This is a genomic window from Hydrogenophaga sp. UC242_50 (assembly GCF_042697355.1).
Lineage (GTDB): Bacteria > Pseudomonadota > Gammaproteobacteria > Burkholderiales > Burkholderiaceae_C > Hydrogenophaga.
This window is the reverse complement of record NZ_CP170553.1, coordinates 3545614-3560926: the sequence shown is the minus strand read 5'-3', so window position 1 is coordinate 3560926 and position 15313 is coordinate 3545614. Positions and strand designations below refer to the sequence as shown.

The window sequence follows — 15313 nt, the reverse complement described above, 5'->3', positions numbered from 1 at the left end:
TGTCCGGGTCATGATAGCCGCGAGCGTGTCGAATGCAACGTTATGACTGCATTTCAATGCTGAAAACGACTTGTTCGGTCGCTATGATGAGCGCTTTGTGAATCTATCGGCCTGAGAAAAATCATCATGAAAATCACTGTGGTAGGGACGGGTTATGTAGGTCTGGTCAGCGGGGCCTGCCTGGCGGAGGTGGGCAACGATGTGCTTTGTCTGGATCTGAATCCCGACAAGATCCGCATCCTCGAGGAGGGCGGCATTCCCATCTACGAGCCCGGGCTGCAGGAGATGGTCAAACGCAACGTGGCGGCGGGGCGGCTGCACTTCACCACCGACGTCGACCGCGCCGTGCACCACGGCACCATCCAGTTCATCGCGGTGGGCACGCCACCCGATGAGGACGGTTCGGCCGACATGCGCTACGTGCTGGCCGCGGCGCGCAGCATCGGCCAGCGCATGACCGACTACAAGGTGGTGGTGGACAAGAGCACGGTGCCCGTGGGCACGGCCGACCGCGTGAAGGAAGCGATTGCCGAGGAGCTGCAGAAGCGCGGCGTCGACACGCCTTACGCCGTGGTGTCCAACCCCGAGTTCCTCAAGGAAGGCGCGGCGGTCGAGGACTTCATGCGGCCCGATCGCATCATCGTGGGCGCCGACGACGAGCAGGCGGTGCACCTCATGCGCGCGCTGTACGCGCCGTTCCAGCGCAACCGCGAGCGCCTGATCGTCACCGATGTGCGCAGCGCCGAACTCACCAAGTACGCGGCCAACGCCATGCTGGCCACGCGCATCAGCTTCATGAACGAGCTGGCGAACCTGGCGGAGAAGCTGGGCGCCGACATCGAGAGCGTTCGCCAGGGCATCGGCTCCGATCCGCGCATCGGCTACCACTTCCTGTACCCGGGCGCTGGTTACGGCGGTTCCTGCTTCCCGAAAGACGTCAAGGCCCTGATCAAGACGGCGGCGGACGAAGGCGGCCTGGACCTGAAGGTGCTGACCGCGGTGGAGGCGGCCAACGATGCGCAGAAGCATGTGCTGGGTGACAAGATCAAGCGCAAGCTGGGCGCGGACCTGAAGGGGCGCCACTTCGCCGTGTGGGGCCTGGCCTTCAAGCCCAACACCGACGACATGCGCGAAGCGCCGAGCCTGGAGCTGCTGGCCGATCTGCTGGCTGCCGGCGCCACCGCCACGGCCTACGACCCGGTTGCGATGCACGAAGCCCAGCGCGTGCTGGGCGACGAATCCCGCGTGCGCTACGCCCAGAACCCCAACGAGGCCCTGGAAGGGGCGGACGCGCTGATCATCGTGACCGAGTGGAAGGAGTTCCGCAGTCCCGATTTCGACCTGATCAAGGCCAAGCTCAAACAGCCCCTGATCGTGGACGGGCGCAACCTGTACGACCCGGCCTGGGTGCGCAGCCAGGGCTTCGACTACCTGCCCATCGGGCGCTGAGCCATGGCGCGCCCGCGATCAGGCGCGCTGATCCTGGGCGCCCTCGCGGCACTGACCTGCCTGGGTCTGGCCGTTCAACATCCCCTGGCCCCCGCGCTCCTGGTGGGCGCCTTGTGCCTGTGCATGGGTGCCGCCGCCTGGCGGCCCTGGACCATCGGGGGACTGCTGGCCATGCTCCTGCCCGTGGCCAGCCTGGCGCCCTCCACGGGCTGGTGGCTGATCGACGAATTCGACCTGCTGGTGCTCGCGGTGCTGGCCGGCGCGCATGCGCGGTCCGGGTTCGAGGCCTTCTCTGGCCGTGCGGCATCCTCTTCATCCAGCGAGACCCAGTTCAAGGCCGATCGGGTGTGGGTCGGGCTGCTCGTCGCGCTGGGTGCCTCCGCGCTGTTGAGCCTGTTCATCGGGCTGCGGGACGCCGGTGTCAGCGCGCGGGCGGTGGCGGCCGGCTGGGCCTCGGGCGACGGCTGGTTGCAGGCGCTGCACGCGGACTACGCCAGCGCCTTCAACCCGCTGCGCGTGTCCAAAAGCCTGCTCTGGGCGCTGCTGCTGTATCCCGTGCTGCGGCGGGTGCCGGTCGAGCGGCAGCGGGAGATGGCGCGCTTCACCCTCGCGGGCCTGCTCTGCGGGCTGGCCTGGGTCTGCGTGCTCGTGCTGTGGGAGCGCGGGCGGTACGTCGGTGTGCTGAATTTCTCCGACTCCTACCGCACGGTGGCGAACTTCTGGGAAATGCACGTGGGCGGCGGCGCCATCGACGCCTACCTGGCGATGGCCGTGCCCCTGGCGTTCTGGGCGGTCTGGCTGGCGCCGGGCGGCTGGCGCTGGGCCTGCGCGGCGGTCCTGGCCGTCCTGGGCACCTACGCGGTGCTCACCACGTATTCCCGAGGGCTGTACCTCGCGGTCACCGTCTCGCTGATGGTGATGGCGATCGTGGCCAGGCGCTGCCAGATCCAGCCGGCGTCCGGCGGGCAGCGGCGCGGCTGGGCGCTGCGGGTGTTGGTGTTCGCGCTGCTGGCGGAGGCGGTGTGGGTGCTCGGTGGGCACTCGTTCATGACAGGCCGGCTTGCGCAGTCGGAAACCGATCTGGTGGACCGCGTGGCGCACTGGCAGAGCGGGCTGGGCCTGCTGCGCACGCCCGCCGACTGGGTGCTGGGCCTGGGCGCGGGGCGCCTGCCCGCGCACTACAGCGCGCGCGTGCCGGATGGCGAGTTTCCCGGGCAGGCGCGTTGGCGGCGCGACGCCGCAGGCGCCGGGCAGGTGGTGCTCTCGGGGCCGCCGACGCGCCAGGAGGCCGCCTACGACTTCGGTCTCACCCAGCGCATCCCGCTGGCCCCACAAGGGCACTACCGCGTGCGGGTCCGCTACGAGACCGACGCCCCGGTGGTGCTGCTGTTCAGCGTGTGCGAACGGCACCTGCTGTACGACTTCCGATGCCAGTGGAAGCACGTGAGGCCCGAAGCCGCCGTCACGGATGCGGCCCAGTGGCACGACATCCCTCTGTCGGGCCAGGTCTTTTCGGACGCGAGCCGTGCAGTGTCCTGGCGCGACGGCATGTTCGCGCTGACGGTGCTGAGCACCGGGCACGCGGCCCGCATTCATGCGGTGGAGTTGCTGGACCCGCAAGGCGTGCAGATCCTGAAAAACGCGGACTTCTCGGCCGGGTTGCGCTACTGGTTCCCCGCCGCGCAGAGCAGCTTCAAGCCCTGGCACATGGACAACCTGTACCTGGAAATCCTCATCGAGCGCGGCCTGCTGGGCTGGCTGGTGCTGGGCCTGCTGGCCGCGTGGGCGTGGCGCTGCGTGGCTCAAGGCCTCAAGGCGGGGGATCCGCTGGCCCTGGCGCTGGCCGGCTCGCTCTCGGCCATGGGCGTGCTCGGCCTGGTCATCAGCGTCACCGAATTGCCGCGCATCGCTTTTATGCTGCTGCTGATCCTGTTGACAACATCACACTTCCGCCGAATTCCGCAATATTCACGTTATGTAACAGAACGTCAGAAGGGGGTGTCGGCGGTATTCTCGGACGGGCGCCCGAGCCGTGCACAGCCCCCGGGGCCATTACAGGAAAAAGAAGTTTGATCAAGCTATTCAACCACTACTTCGATCGCCGCACGCTGCTGCAGATGTTCATGGACCTGCTCCTGATCAGCGCGGCGTTCATGGCGACCCTGGTGTTTCTTTCCGACGCGGAAGACCTGACCGCCGTGCAGATTGGACAAGGCCTGTTCCGTGCCTTGCTCATGAGCATGGGTTTCCTGGCGGTCAACTCGGCCCTGGGCCTGTACGAACGGGGCAGCGTGTTCAACAACACGCAGTTGCGCGCCCGCGTGCTGGTCTCGTTCATGATGATGGGCCTGATCGTGGTGGGCGTGCTGCTGCTGCTGCCCATGAAGGCGTTCTACGGGCACACCTGGGCCGTGGTGATCGTGATGATGGCCACCGGCCTGCTGCTGGTCATCCAGGTGCTCACCGGCGAGTTCCTGCCCAAGTCGCTCACGCGCCGCAAGGTGCTGGTGTACGGCACCGGCGCGAAAGCGCAAGCGGTCGGGCAAAGCCTGATCAAGGCCTCATCGAGCGCCGAGCTCTGCGGCTATTTCGCCAGCCCCAATGAGCGCGAGCACCTCGTGACAAATTGGGGCACGCTGCAGCCGGGCCAGTCGCTCACCGAGGTGGTCGCCGAGAAGGGCGTCCATGAGATCGTGATTGCGCTCTCCGAGCGCCGCGGCGGCAGCATGCCCATGCGCGAGCTGCTCGATTGCAAGCTCGCGGGCGTGCGCGTGACCGACATCGCCACCTACTTCGAGCAGAACCTCGGCCAGATCCGCCTCGATGCGGTGTCGGCCGGTTGGCTTATCTTCGGCGAAGGCTTCGACCAGGGTTTCCTGCGCACCACCATCAAACGCCTGTTCGACATCGCGGGCGCGGTCGTGCTGATCCTGCTGGCCCTGCCCATCATGCTGGTGACGGCGCTCATCATCAAGCTGGAGAGCTCTGGGCCCATCCTGTACAAGCAGGAGCGTGTGGGTCTGAACAACAAGCCCTTCAACGTCGTGAAGTTCCGCAGCATGCGCACCGACGCGGAGAAGGACGGCATTCCCCGCTGGGCGACCGCGGGCGACAGCCGCGTCACGCGCGTGGGCAAAGTGATTCGCAAGCTGCGCATCGACGAACTGCCGCAGCTCTTCAGCGTGCTCAACGGTGACATGAGTCTGGTCGGCCCGCGCCCCGAGCGCGCCTTCTTCGTCGAGAAGCTCACGCAGGAGATTCCGTTCTACGCGGTGCGCCACAGCGTCAAGCCCGGCGTCACCGGCTGGGCGCAGGTGCGCTATCAGTACGGCTCCACCGTGGAAGACACGGCGGAGAAGCTGCAGTACGACCTCTACTACGTGAAGAACCACTCGCTGTTTCTCGACCTCGTGGTCATCTTCGAAACCGTCGGCGTGGTGCTCACAGGCAAGGGCGCGCAGTAAGCGCCTGGGCGTTCCGTTCGCTGGCCGGGGTCAGGCCAGCGTGTGCAGCGGAATGTCCTTCTCCCCAGCCAGCCGCTCCAGCTGCTTTCGCGTCCGGCCCTGAAGGAAGGCCGCGATCGCGGCGTGCGTCTCCGGCTTGAACAACGAGCGCAGGTCCGACGCCGGCAGACCCGCTGCGGCGCACAGCGCGGCAGCGAAATGCGGCTCCAGGGCCGCCACGGCCACGCGGCCGTCCTTGCAGGGGTAGACGCGGTAGCCCGCATGGGCGCCGCCCACCGCACCGGCAGGCTGGGTGAGGCCCCAGGTTCGGGGCAGGGCGAGCCACTCGGCCGCGCCCGACAGCGCAACCTCCTGGAAGCTTGATTTGCCCTGGGTCTTCTGGACCAGCGCGGCCTTGAGCACGGCTTCGCTGGCCATGAGTGCGCCCCCCATGTCGGCGAACAGCGTGGCCGGCAGGTCCAGGCCGGTGACCAGGCCCGCGTCCGCGAGGTAGGTGAGGTCGTGGCCGGGCTCTTCCGCCCGGGCACCGGGTGCCCCCACGATCGCCACCACCGAGAGCCCAGGGTGGCGCTTGTGCAGGCCCTTCCAGCCGAGTTGCAGCTTCTCCAGCGCCGAAGGGCGGAAGGAGGTGAGCAGCACGTCGGTGCGCGCCAGTTCCTTGTGCAGCGCCGCCTGGCCCTTCTCGGACTTCAGATCGATCGAGATGACGCGGATGCCATCGTGCAGGGTCGCGTAGGCGCGGGCGTTGTACTGCCCCATGGGGTCGCCCGAGCTGCCTGCCGGGGCGCCCTTGGGGGCCGGCGGCTCGGCCTTGACGCAGCGCGCACCCATGGCCTTGAGGCGCATGAAGGCGGCTGGGCCGGGCAGGTTCAGCGCGAGGCTGAGCACACGAACGCCGCGCAGCGGCTGGAGGGCGGGGACAGGGCGGGGGGAGGAACTCATGTCGGTCGGGCTGTGGAAGGTCGTCGCCGCAATGTACCCGCAAGCCCGGCCGCCGATGCGCCAACGGGCGACACCGTCGCCCGTCTTCCTGGGGTGCGCTGATTCAGCGTTCGCCGAAGTTCAGCGGCAGGCCCACGTAGTTCTCGGCCAGCGAGCGCGACATCGAGACCGAGTTCACGACGTAGTCGAGCTCGGCCTCCTGGATCTTCTGGCCGAAGCCCGCGGTGTCGGGGAAGCGGTGCATCAACGAGGTCAGCCACCACGAGAAACGTTCGGCCTTCCAGACGCGGCGCAGGCAGCGCTCGGAATAGGTGTCGATGCCGGCGGAGGTCTTGTCCTTGTAGTACTCGATGAACGCGCCCGAGAGGTACTTGACGTCGCTGGCGGCCAGGTTCAGGCCCTTGGCGCCGGTGGGCGGCACGATGTGCGCCGCGTCGCCCGCGAGGAACATGCGGCCGAAGCGCATCGGCTCGGCGACGAAACTGCGCAGCGGCGCGATGCTCTTCTCGATGGTCGGGCCGGTGATCACGCGCGACGCCATCTCGGGGTCGAGCCGCAGGCGCAGCTCGTCCCAGAAGCGCTGGTCGCTCCAGTCCTCGACCTTGTCGTCCAGCGGGCACTGCACGTAGTAGCGGCTGCGCGTGAGGCTGCGCATGGAACACAGGGCGAAGCCGCGTTCGCTGTTGGCGTAGACGATGGCGTGGGGCGAGACCGGTGGCACATCGGCCAGCACGCCGAGCCAACCGAAAGGGTAGACCTTCTCGAACTCGGTGATGGCGCCCTTGGGCACGCTGGCGCGGCACACGCCGTGAAAGCCATCGCAGCCGGCGATGAAGTCGCACTCGATCTCGTGCGTCTGGCGATCCTTCTGGTAGCGCACCTTGGGGTGGTCGCTGTCGTAGTCCAGCACCTCCACGTTCGCGGCCTCGTACACGGTGGGCAGCGCGGCGGCGCTGCGCGCCTCCATGAGATCGCGCGTGAGTTCGGTCTGGCCGTAGGCGGTCACGACCTTGCCGTCGGTCAGGCCGTGCACGTCGATGGCATGGCGGGTGCCGGCAAACACCAGTTCGATGCTGTGGTGCACCGTGCCTTCGGCGTCCAGGCGCTCGCCCACGCCCACCTCGCGCAGCAGGTCGGTGGTGATCTGCTCGAGGATGCCGGCGCGGATGCGGCCGAGCACGTATTCGCCGCTCTGGCGTTCGACGATGATGTTGTCGATGCCGGCCTTGTGCAGCAGCTGTCCGAGCAGCAGGCCGGAGGGGCCGGCGCCGATGATGGCGACCTGGGTTCGCATGGGGTGTCTCCTGGAATGGCGTGAAGTGCAACGAACGCAGCTTAAAAACGGGGCCCCGCCAGCGCAACGGTGCGCAGACGCCTTTGCGCGATGATCGAAAGTCTTGCGCGATCACCGCGCAAATTCGGATGCCCCTGGGCATAATCGACCCATGAGCACAGCCCCCCCTCCCATGGCGAAAGCCGATTTCATCGAAGGCATGCCAAGGGCATGGCGGTGCTGGAGAGCTTCGACACCGAGCGCCAGCGTCTCAACGCCACCCAGGCCGCTGAGCGCGCGGGTCTCACGCGCGCTGCGGCGCGCCGGCACCTGCTGACCCTGGCGCACCTCGGTTACCTGGAGTCCGACGGCAGCCACTACTGGCTCTCGCCCAAGGTGCTGCGCTTCTCGGGCAGCTACCTGGCTTCTGCGCGCCTGCCGCGCCTGCTGCAGCCCACCTTGAACCGGCTCGCGGCGCAGACGCGCGAGTCGTACTCGGCCGCCGTGCTCGACGGCGACCAGGTCGTGATCGTGGCGCGCAATGTTTCGCTGGGGTGCGCAGCGGCTCATGGCCTATGGCTTGCACCTCGGTGCGCGCCTGCCCGCGCACGCCACCTCCACCGGCCGCGTGCTGCTCGCGGGCCTGCCGCGCGCCGAGTTCGCCGCCTGGCTCAAGGGCCGCGAGCTGCCCCGGCTGACGCCGCACACCACCGTGGAACACAAGGCCTTTCGCGCCGTCATCGCGCAAGTGCGCAGCGATGACATCGCCATTGCGCGAGAGGAGCACGAGTTGGGTGTGTTCGCGCTGGCCGTGCCGCTGCGCAACATGCAGGGCCGCACGGTCGCGGCGCTCAACGTGGTGGCCGCGCCCGATCGTTTCGAGGGACCGGTGTTCCAGAAGGACTTGCTGCCGCTGTTGCTGGACGCGGCGCGCGAGCTGCGGCCCTTGCTCTGAGCGCGCCCACCATGCCCCTGTCCGGGTGGGACTTCACGCGCGGCTCGAGCCGCTGAGGTCCAGGTCCCACAGCATGTCCTCGCCCAGCGGCAGGGTGCGCGTGGGCGGGCGGGGGCAGTCGGCCATCACGTCGTGCGCGGGCGCGCGCAGGCCGCGCCGGCCCTGGCCGATCAGCACGGGCGCGATGATGAGGTGCAGGCGGCTGAGCACACCAGCCGTGAAGAAGCGCGACACGGTCATGCCGCCGCCTTCGACGAACAGCACGCGCTGGCCGCGCGCGGCCAGCGCCCGCGCGACGAGCGCGGGGCGGTAGCCCTCACCGCTGTCGTCGAGCAGGCCGTCCACCGCCAGCACCTCGGCGGGGGCGCTGCCCAGGCGCTCGCGGGCCAGCGCGGCGTGCCGCGCGTCGCAGACCCAGAGGGACGGGGCCTGCGCATCGCGGAACACGCGCGACTGGCCGTCCAGCCGCACGGCCGGGTCCACCACCACGCGCACCGGCTGCGGGCCGGGCACGCGGCGCGTGGTGAGCTGCGGGTTGTCGATGGCGACCGTGCCGGCACCGACCAGCACCGCGTCGCACAGCGCGCGCAGGCGGTGCAGGTGCAGCAGGCAGTGCGGGCCGTTCACGTAGTAGGAGTCGCCGGTGACGGTGGCGACGAAACCGTCCAGGCTCTGGCCGAGCTGGGCCACGGCCCAGGGCGCGCCGCCCCCGGCCTGGCGCGCATCGAGCAAGGGCTTGTAGAGCGTGAACAGCTCGGCGCTTCGCGCGTCGCCCACTGGCGCCAGTTGCCAGCCTTGCTGCGCGCACCAGCGCAGCGGCGGCGCGGCCTGGCCCGTGGTGCGGGCCTGCAGCATCTGTTGCCAGAGCGCGGGCCAGTCGGCGGGGATGTCCTGGGCGGTCGTGGCGTCCGTGGGTGATGGCATGGCGGCCATCATCGCATTGAGCGCGGGGTCCCGGGGCGTGGGGTCATTTCCACTGCGGGGTGTAGTAGAGGTCGTCGGTGGCGGTGTCGGCGGCCCCGGCGTTCCACGGCGCCATGGGCAGGGCGGCCGCGATCCACAGCGCGGCCAGCAACTGGGGCAGCAGGGCGGCCGGTGCCATCCACAGCCCGGACGAGGGCCGCCACCACGACCACAGGCCCGGCACGGCGGTGGTCACCGCCACCATCAGCGCCAGCTGGGCCAGCAGCAGCGATCCCCCGAGCCCCGCCGCCGCCGCCAGCCCCAGGCAGGCCACGGTGAGCACGGCGGCCAGGGCGATGCCGCGCCACCAGGGGCGCGGGGTGGGCAGACCCCGGGCCGCTCGCCACAGGAGCAGCGCCGCGATCACCGTGCCCGCGAGCGCGACCCAGGGCAGCTTCTGCGCGCGCGCGGTGGCCGGCCAGTCGAAACCGGGAAACCAGGCCAGCGCCACCAGCAGGCCCAGGGCGGCGCCGAGCGCGGCCCGGTTCGGCCGGTGGTGCGCAGCAGGGCCGCCACGCCGCCGATGCACAGCAGCAGGGGCAGCACAAGACTTTGAAAGGCGGGGTGGTTCAGGAGGTCCATGGCGGTATGGCAGTGGTCAGGGCTGCCCCAGGTAGAAGTAGGCCGCGTGGCGGCGGTGGTCGCCGCGCCCCAGGGCCAGGTAAACCGGGCCCAGGGGGGTGTCCATGGCGAGGTAGACGGCGAAGCCGTAGCGGCTCTTCTCGCGTTGCGGGCCGAACGCCGTGTCGCCGATGCGCGCGGCTTCCAGCGAGACGCCGGCATAGGCGCCTTCCAGGAAGCCCACGTTGGTGAGTCGGTGGCTGTAGTTCACGCGGCCGAGCACGAATTCGTTGCCGAAGACCTCGTTGGTCTTGTAGCCCGAGAGGCGCTGGAAGCCGCCCAGGAAGGAGGTCTCGTAGGCGGGCAGGGTGCCGCCGCTGGCTTTCACGCCCTGCGCGGAGAACTCCAGCGCGTGCCGGCCGAAGCCCACCGCCGTGCGGAACGCGGCGGAGAGTTTGCGGTAGTCGTCGCTCGCGCCCCAGCGCGGTTGCGACTGGTGCAGCTTCACGTCCAGCGCGTAGCCCGCGCGCGGAAAGCGCACGTTGTCCAGCGTGTCCAGTTGCAGGCGCAGCATCAGGGCGGCGGTGTCGGCGTCGGCCTCGAACAGGCCGGGCGGCAGCAGGCTGGTGTCGTTCTGCAGGCGCACGCGGCCGCGCTGCACACCGAGGCGCAGTTGCCCCTGCGTGCCGAGCTGCAGGCCCAGGTCGGCGCCGTAGCCGTAGTGCTCCAGCCGGAAGCGCGCCACGCGCACGCCCTCGTCGCTGAACAGCTCGAAGGGGCTGCGCTCGCCGCCCAGGTGGGCCGCCGCGAAAAACCGTTGCGTGGGATGCAGGGGTTGGAACCACTCGGTGCGCAGGCGGTCGGTCTGGCCGATCTGGATGTCGTTGCGCCATTCGGCGCCCAGGCGGTTGAGCCAGGTGGCGCGGTGGGTGCGCCAGCAGGTTGAAGAAGGAGCCGCCGGCGAAGTCGGACGAGAGGCCCAGGCCGAAGCGCAGGTAGTGCGGGCCCCAGGACTTTTCGGTGACGCGGGCGGTGAGCACGCGGCCCTGGCCGGGTTCTTCGCTGAAGGTGTAGCTCACCGCCTCGAAGTCGCCCCAGCCGTACAGGCGTTGCAGGTCCTGGTCCACGCGGTTCGCGTCGAACGGCTGGCCGGCCTGGGTCTGCATGCCGTCGAGCACGGCCTGCGGGTTCACGCGCTGCGTGCCGCTGACCTGGATGGCGTCGATGCGCTGCCCGCCGGGATCCTGCGCCGCCTCGCGCGCTGCCAGCAGCGCGCTGAATTCGGCCGGGCTCAGGCCGTGGGCGGCCAGGGTCGCGCTGGCCGCGCGCGCGGCGGCCTCGCCGGCCCGGGCGGCGTCGGAGAGGTGGTCGAAGTCGCTGCTGCTCACGCGGCTGAGGTCGGGCGTGATGAGCACGTCGCGCGGGCCCAACTCCTTGAGCGACTGCGCGACGTTGGTCGTGGTGAGGATGCGCAGCATCTGCTCGGAGGCCGAGAGCAGGGAGGTGATGTCCTCCCGGCGCAGCAGCGGCGTGCCGATGTTGACCGCGATCACGATGTCCGCGCCCATGCGGCGCGCCACGTCCACCGGCAGGTTGCGCGTGACGCCACCGTCCACCAGCAGGCGGCCGTCGAGCTCCACCGGGCTGATGACGGCCGGGATTGCGCATGCTCGCGCGCACGGCCTGGGTGAGGCTGCCGTGGTCGAGCTCCACCATCTCGGAGGTGGCGAGGTCGGTGGCGATGGCCCGGAAGGGCACCGGGAAGTGGTTGAAGTTCACGCTGCGCTGGCGCGCCGTGAGGCGGCGCAGCACGGCCTCCAGCGCCACGCCGGCCACCGCGCCCTTGGGCAGCGAGAGGCCATGCGGGCCCAGGCCCATCTCGGGGCCGACGTAGTTGGCCGCGTCGTCGGCCTTGCGCCGCATCGGCAGGTTGTCGCGCACCACGTCGTGGAACAGCGTGGCCGTGCTCAGGCCCTTCATTTCTTCTTCGATGGTGGCGCAGCGGCAGCCCGGTGGCGTAGGCCGCGCCCACGATGGCGCCGGCGCTGGTGCCCACGACCATGTCGACCGGCACCCGCAGTTCTTCCAGCACCTTGAGCACCCCGATGTGCGCGCCGCCCCGGGCGCCGCCGCCCGAGAGCACCAGAGCGATGCGGGGGCGCTGCGCGGCCGGGCCGCTGCCCGGGGCCACGGGGCTGCCGGTCTGGGCCGTGGCGTTCAGACAGGCGAGGGACCACACCAGTGCGAAGGCGATGCGCAGGGTCATGCACGGATGATAGGAGCGAGCGTGGCGAAAGCGAACCGGCGTTACAGTGATCTGTTCCCACAAGAGGCCGCCCCATGTACCTGCCCCCCCAGTTCGCTGCCAAGGACCCCGCCATCGCCCTGGAGCTGATGCGCGCGCACCCGTTCGCCAGCCTGATCTCCACCGACGACGAGGGCCTGCCCTTCGTCACCCACCTGCCGCTGCACCTGCTGGAGGAAGACGGTGGCCTCACGCTGCTGGGCCACTGCGCCAAGCCGAACCCGCACGGGCGCTACCTGGCGGCGCGCCCGCAGGCGGTGGTGACTTTTCTCGGGCCGCATGCCTACATGACGCCGCGCGTCTACCCGGATCTGGCCCGCGTGCCGACCTGGAACTACCTGGCGGTGCACGCCACGGTGCAGGCGCGTGTGCTGGACGGCTTCGACCACAAGGACCGCCTGCTCAAGCACCTGATCCACGACCACGACCCGGCCTACGCGGACCAGTGGCGCGGGCTGGAAGAGGACTTCCAGCACAAGCTGATGCAGGGCATCACCGCTTTCGAACTGCGGGTGACGAAGCTTCAGTGCAAGGTCAAGCTCAACCAGCACCGGCCCGAGTCGCACGCCGCCATGCTGGCGGCCTACCAGGCCGGCAATGCCGACGAGCAGGCGCTGGCCGGCTGGATGCGCCGGCTGGGCATGGCGGCCTGAGCCGTCAGCGCCGCGCGGCGGTCTGGCGCAGCGCGGTGCTGGCCGCCGCGAACTGCTGGGTCGCCTGGCGCAGCAGCGACTGGTCGGACGAGACCACGAAGCAGTCGATGCCGCGCGCGCGGAACGCGAGGGCCTCGGCCTCGTTGGGCACGAACATGGCCGCGCTCACGCCGGCCGCCTTCGCCGCCCCGATGATGCGATCGCAGGCCTCGGACACGGCTGGCGCGCGGTTGTCGTCCAGGCCCATCGACAGCGCGAGGTCGGCACGGCCGATGAAGAGGCCGTCCACGCCCGGGGTGGAGGCGATGTCGAAGGCCTCGGTGACGCCGTCGGGGCTTTCGATCTGGCACAGGATCAGCGTCTGGTCGCCCGCGTCCAGCGCATCGGCCATGCGCATCGTGCCGTAGCCGGCGCAACGCGGCGAGATGGAAAAGCCCCGGCTGCCCTGGCGGTAGCGGGCGCGCGAGACCACTTCGCGGGCCTGCGCCGCGCTGTCCACGCGCGGCACCAGCAGGCCGGCGGCGCCCAGGTCGAGCACGGACTGGATGGTGGCGGGCGCGGTGTCGGGGATGCGCACCAGCACCGGGATGCCGCCGGCGCGCCCGGCCATCATGTGGCGGTCCAGCGCGAGGCGGTCGAAGGGCGCGTGCTCGGCGTCCACCACGACGAAGTCGAGGTCGGTGGTGCCCAGGATCTCGGTGATCTGGGGGGAGTCGGTTTTCACGAACGTGCCCAGTGTGAGTTCGCGCTGGCGGATGTGGCCCCGTGTTTTCATCGAGCGGTGTTTCCTGTGGATGGCGGGCGTTGTTGCCCAAGCCGCCATGGTCATGGTGCCGGTCCGGCGCGGCAAGCGCCGCGGCGCGACTTTCCGCAGGTCAGAAAGGCGCGCCGGTGTCCGGGCTGGGCGGCAGCCGCGTGGCGTAGGCCTCGCTCACGGCGGCGGCGGCCGCCTGCAGTTGCGGCGCGTACTGCGTCACCGTGGCCGGTGTCATGAGGTTGCCGAAGGTGGTCATGCCCATGAGGCCCACGACTTCGGTGCGGTGCATCACCGGCGTGGCCAGGGTGGCGGTGCGCCGCTGCGGATTGGGCTGGCGCACGGCGTAGCCATGTTGCCGGATGGCCGCGAGTTCCTGCAGCAGCAGTTCCTCGTGGCCGAGCTGGCTGCCGCCGGGCGCGGCGCGCAGCATGTCGAACAGGATCTCGCGCTCCACTTCCGGGCAGAACGCCAGGTAGGCGCGGCCCATGGCGGTGTCGGCCAGGCCCAGGCGCCGGCCGATGGTGGTGGAGTGCGCGGCGATCGGGCTGTAGGGCATGCCGCTGTAGCGCACCACGATGGCGTCGCCGTCGAGCACGCCCAGCGCCACCGGCCACTTGATGGCCTTGGTCAGGCGCAGCGCCAGCGGCGAGCCGACCTCGACAAGCAGCGACTTCTCGGTGAAGCCGCCGCTCATCTCCAGGATTTTCTCGGTGAGCCGGTAGACGCCCACGCCGCCCTCCAGCCGCACATAGCCTTCGAGCTGCAGCGTGTGCAGGATGCGGAAGATGGTGGACTTGGGCAGCGCGGTCTGCAGGTGCAGGCTGTGCAGGCTCCAGGTCGGCTGCGTGTTCATGATCCGCAGGATCTGCAGCGCGCGCGAGATGGCCCGGATCGATCCGCTGGGGTGGTCGTCGGAGGCGTCGGGGTCGTCGGCCATGGGCATCGTCGTCGGTCCGCTCCCGCAGGGGCGGGAGGGGGGAGCGGATCATACCCTTGAGCTCCATGGCGCGGCCCCGGCTCAGTACCACAGCGCCTTGTCGACGCGGTTGACGAGCGCCTGCCCGGCGAGGAAGCGTTCGCAGTTGTCGCGCAGGATCTCGTAGCGGCGCTCGTTGTAATAGGGCCCCCACATCGCCACGTGCGGCGTGATGAACACGCCGGGCTGCGTCCACAGCGGGTGGCCGGCGGGCAGGGGTTCCTGCTCGAACACGTCCAGCCCGGCGCCGCCCACCTCGCCGGCCTGCAGCGCGGCGAGCAGGTCGTCCAGCCGCGTGGTCATGCCGCGCCCGATGTTGATGAAGAAGGCGCCGCGCTTCATGCGCTGCAAGCGCGCGCGGTCGAACAGGCCTTCGGTCTCGGGCGTGTGCGGCACGGTGACGATGACGAAATCGGCGCGCGGCAGCAACCCGTCCAGCGCCTGCGCCGGGTGCAGCTCGGCCATGCCCTCGGGCGGTGAGGTGCGCTGCGCGTCGGTGCCGATCACGCGCACGCCGAAGGCCGCGAGCAGGCGCGCGGTTTCCGCGCCGATCCCGCCCACGCCCACGATCAGCGCGGTGGCCTCGGGCAGGTAGACCGTGCCCTCGTAGCGCGGCGGCTGCAGCCATTCGCCGCGCTGCTGCTGCGGGATGAAGCGGTGCAGCGCGCGCGAGAAAGCCAGCACGAAGGACAGGATGTGCGCGCTGATGTGGTCGTTGAAGATGCCGCGCACGTTGGTCACGGTCAGGCTGTGGTCGACCAGCTCGGGGAAGAAATAGCCGGTGGGCGGTGCGGCCAGCGGCGAGTGCAGCCAGCGCAGGCGCGGCGCGGCCGCCAGCAGCGCGGGCGTGAGCGTGCCCACGGCGGCGTCGGCCTGGGCGATGGCCGCCAGGGCCTCGTCGTGGGTCTCGGCGACGACGATCTTCAGCTCGGGCAAAGCCGCGCCCAGCCGCTGCGCCCAGTCGCGGGTGGCGGGGATCTGGGGCGGAAGCATCAACAGGGTGGTCGGCATGTCG

At 70.0% G+C, this 15313-nt stretch carries 13 protein-coding genes and 2 pseudogenes; 5 read left to right on the top strand and 10 right to left on the bottom strand.

The annotated features are described in order from the left end of the window. The first annotated feature begins 126 nt into the window (after positions 1-126). From ACFJGX_RS18265 to ACFJGX_RS18255, 3 genes are read left to right on the top strand one after another with little or no spacing between them, the layout of a single operon-like run. Positions 127-1449 (top strand): UDP-glucose/GDP-mannose dehydrogenase family protein, encoded by a 1323-nt coding sequence (locus ACFJGX_RS18265; protein WP_291118608.1) that lies wholly within the window; start codon positions 127-129, stop codon positions 1447-1449. Between the two features lie 3 nt (positions 1450-1452). Next, a complete protein-coding gene (locus ACFJGX_RS18260; RefSeq protein ID WP_382324638.1) occupies positions 1453-3522 on the top strand; it encodes an O-antigen ligase family protein in 2070 nt (689 codons plus the stop codon). Further along, positions 3519-4913, top strand: coding sequence for a TIGR03013 family XrtA/PEP-CTERM system glycosyltransferase (locus ACFJGX_RS18255; RefSeq protein WP_382324640.1), 1395 nt, complete (start codon positions 3519-3521; stop codon positions 4911-4913). The genes ACFJGX_RS18260 and ACFJGX_RS18255 overlap by 4 nt, the downstream gene beginning before the upstream one ends. Positions 4914-4943: 30 nt before the next feature. On the opposite strand, the gene ACFJGX_RS18250 is transcribed toward ACFJGX_RS18255, so the two are convergent. Together ACFJGX_RS18250 and pobA are read right to left on the bottom strand one after the other, a co-directional pair. Then, positions 4944-5855: a CoA transferase gene (locus ACFJGX_RS18250; protein ID WP_382324642.1), complete on the bottom strand. Its 912-nt coding sequence runs from the start codon at positions 5853-5855 to the stop codon at positions 4944-4946. A 103-nt stretch (positions 5856-5958) separates the two neighbouring features. Continuing rightward, positions 5959-7149 (bottom strand): 4-hydroxybenzoate 3-monooxygenase, encoded by a 1191-nt coding sequence (gene pobA / locus ACFJGX_RS18245; protein WP_382324644.1) that lies wholly within the window; start codon positions 7147-7149, stop codon positions 5959-5961. A gap of 151 nt (positions 7150-7300) precedes the next feature. On the opposite strand from pobA, the pseudogene ACFJGX_RS18240 reads away from it, so the two are divergent. Further along, positions 7301-8083 (top strand): annotated as a pseudogene (locus ACFJGX_RS18240) (IclR family transcriptional regulator C-terminal domain-containing protein). Between the two features lie 33 nt (positions 8084-8116). Here ACFJGX_RS18240 and ACFJGX_RS18235 read toward each other — a convergent pair. The 5 genes and pseudogenes from ACFJGX_RS18235 to ACFJGX_RS18215 form a co-directional block, all read right to left on the bottom strand. Beyond that, positions 8117-9007: a RibD family protein gene (locus tag ACFJGX_RS18235; RefSeq protein ID WP_382324646.1), complete on the bottom strand. Its 891-nt coding sequence runs from the start codon at positions 9005-9007 to the stop codon at positions 8117-8119. A gap of 43 nt (positions 9008-9050) precedes the next feature. Beyond that, a complete protein-coding gene (locus tag ACFJGX_RS18230; RefSeq protein WP_382326728.1) occupies positions 9051-9575 on the bottom strand; it encodes a hypothetical protein in 525 nt (174 codons plus the stop codon). Between the two features lie 69 nt (positions 9576-9644). Continuing rightward, entirely contained in the window at positions 9645-10358 is a 714-nt protein-coding gene (locus tag ACFJGX_RS18225; protein WP_382326726.1) for a BamA/TamA family outer membrane protein, read from the bottom strand. A gap of 325 nt (positions 10359-10683) precedes the next feature. Continuing rightward, positions 10684-11247 (bottom strand): annotated as a pseudogene (locus ACFJGX_RS18220) (POTRA domain-containing protein); the annotation flags it as partial. Further along, the gene (locus ACFJGX_RS18215) at positions 11157-11873 is read right to left on the bottom strand and encodes a patatin-like phospholipase family protein (protein ID WP_382326724.1); all 717 of its coding nucleotides are present in this window, start codon (positions 11871-11873) and stop codon (positions 11157-11159) included. The pseudogene ACFJGX_RS18220 and the gene ACFJGX_RS18215, both read right to left, overlap by 91 nt. 74 nt (positions 11874-11947) lie before the next feature. Between ACFJGX_RS18215 and ACFJGX_RS18210 the strand changes: the two genes are divergently transcribed. Beyond that, complete coding sequence (locus ACFJGX_RS18210; protein WP_382324652.1) at positions 11948-12565, top strand: FMN-binding negative transcriptional regulator; 618 nt, start codon at positions 11948-11950, stop codon at positions 12563-12565. Between the two features lie 4 nt (positions 12566-12569). Here ACFJGX_RS18210 and ACFJGX_RS18205 read toward each other — a convergent pair whose 3' ends face one another. From ACFJGX_RS18205 to ACFJGX_RS18195, 3 genes are all read right to left on the bottom strand, one after another. Continuing rightward, entirely contained in the window at positions 12570-13340 is a 771-nt protein-coding gene (locus ACFJGX_RS18205; protein WP_382324654.1) for an HpcH/HpaI aldolase/citrate lyase family protein, read from the bottom strand. A gap of 100 nt (positions 13341-13440) precedes the next feature. Next, positions 13441-14259: an IclR family transcriptional regulator C-terminal domain-containing protein gene (locus tag ACFJGX_RS18200; protein ID WP_382324656.1), complete on the bottom strand. Its 819-nt coding sequence runs from the start codon at positions 14257-14259 to the stop codon at positions 13441-13443. A gap of 81 nt (positions 14260-14340) precedes the next feature. After that, positions 14341-15309 carry a D-2-hydroxyacid dehydrogenase gene (locus ACFJGX_RS18195; RefSeq protein WP_382324658.1) on the bottom strand — a complete coding sequence of 323 codons (969 nt, stop codon included), beginning with the start codon at positions 15307-15309 and terminating at the stop codon, positions 14341-14343. Between the last annotated feature and the right edge of the window lie 4 nt (positions 15310-15313).

What these genes read in the sequence shown, in the direction of transcription:
- ACFJGX_RS18265 (WP_291118608.1), top strand. Translation starts at nt 127, where the DNA reads ATGAAAATCACTGTGGTAGGGACGGGTTATGTAGGTCTGGTCAGCGGG.
- ACFJGX_RS18260 (WP_382324638.1), top strand. Translation starts at nt 1,453, where the DNA reads ATGGCGCGCCCGCGATCAGGCGCGCTGATCCTGGGCGCCCTCGCGGCA.
- ACFJGX_RS18250 (WP_382324642.1), bottom strand. Translation starts at nt 5,855, where the DNA reads ATGAGTTCCTCCCCCCGCCCTGTCCCCGCCCTCCAGCCGCTGCGCGGC.
- pobA (WP_382324644.1), bottom strand. Translation starts at nt 7,149, where the DNA reads ATGCGAACCCAGGTCGCCATCATCGGCGCCGGCCCCTCCGGCCTGCTG.
- ACFJGX_RS18235 (WP_382324646.1), bottom strand. Translation starts at nt 9,007, where the DNA reads ATGCCATCACCCACGGACGCCACGACCGCCCAGGACATCCCCGCCGAC.
- ACFJGX_RS18215 (WP_382326724.1), bottom strand. Translation starts at nt 11,873, where the DNA reads ATGACCCTGCGCATCGCCTTCGCACTGGTGTGGTCCCTCGCCTGTCTG.
- ACFJGX_RS18210 (WP_382324652.1), top strand. Translation starts at nt 11,948, where the DNA reads ATGTACCTGCCCCCCCAGTTCGCTGCCAAGGACCCCGCCATCGCCCTG.
- ACFJGX_RS18205 (WP_382324654.1), bottom strand. Translation starts at nt 13,340, where the DNA reads ATGAAAACACGGGGCCACATCCGCCAGCGCGAACTCACACTGGGCACG.
- ACFJGX_RS18200 (WP_382324656.1), bottom strand. Translation starts at nt 14,259, where the DNA reads ATGGCCGACGACCCCGACGCCTCCGACGACCACCCCAGCGGATCGATC.
- ACFJGX_RS18195 (WP_382324658.1), bottom strand. Translation starts at nt 15,309, where the DNA reads ATGCCGACCACCCTGTTGATGCTTCCGCCCCAGATCCCCGCCACCCGC.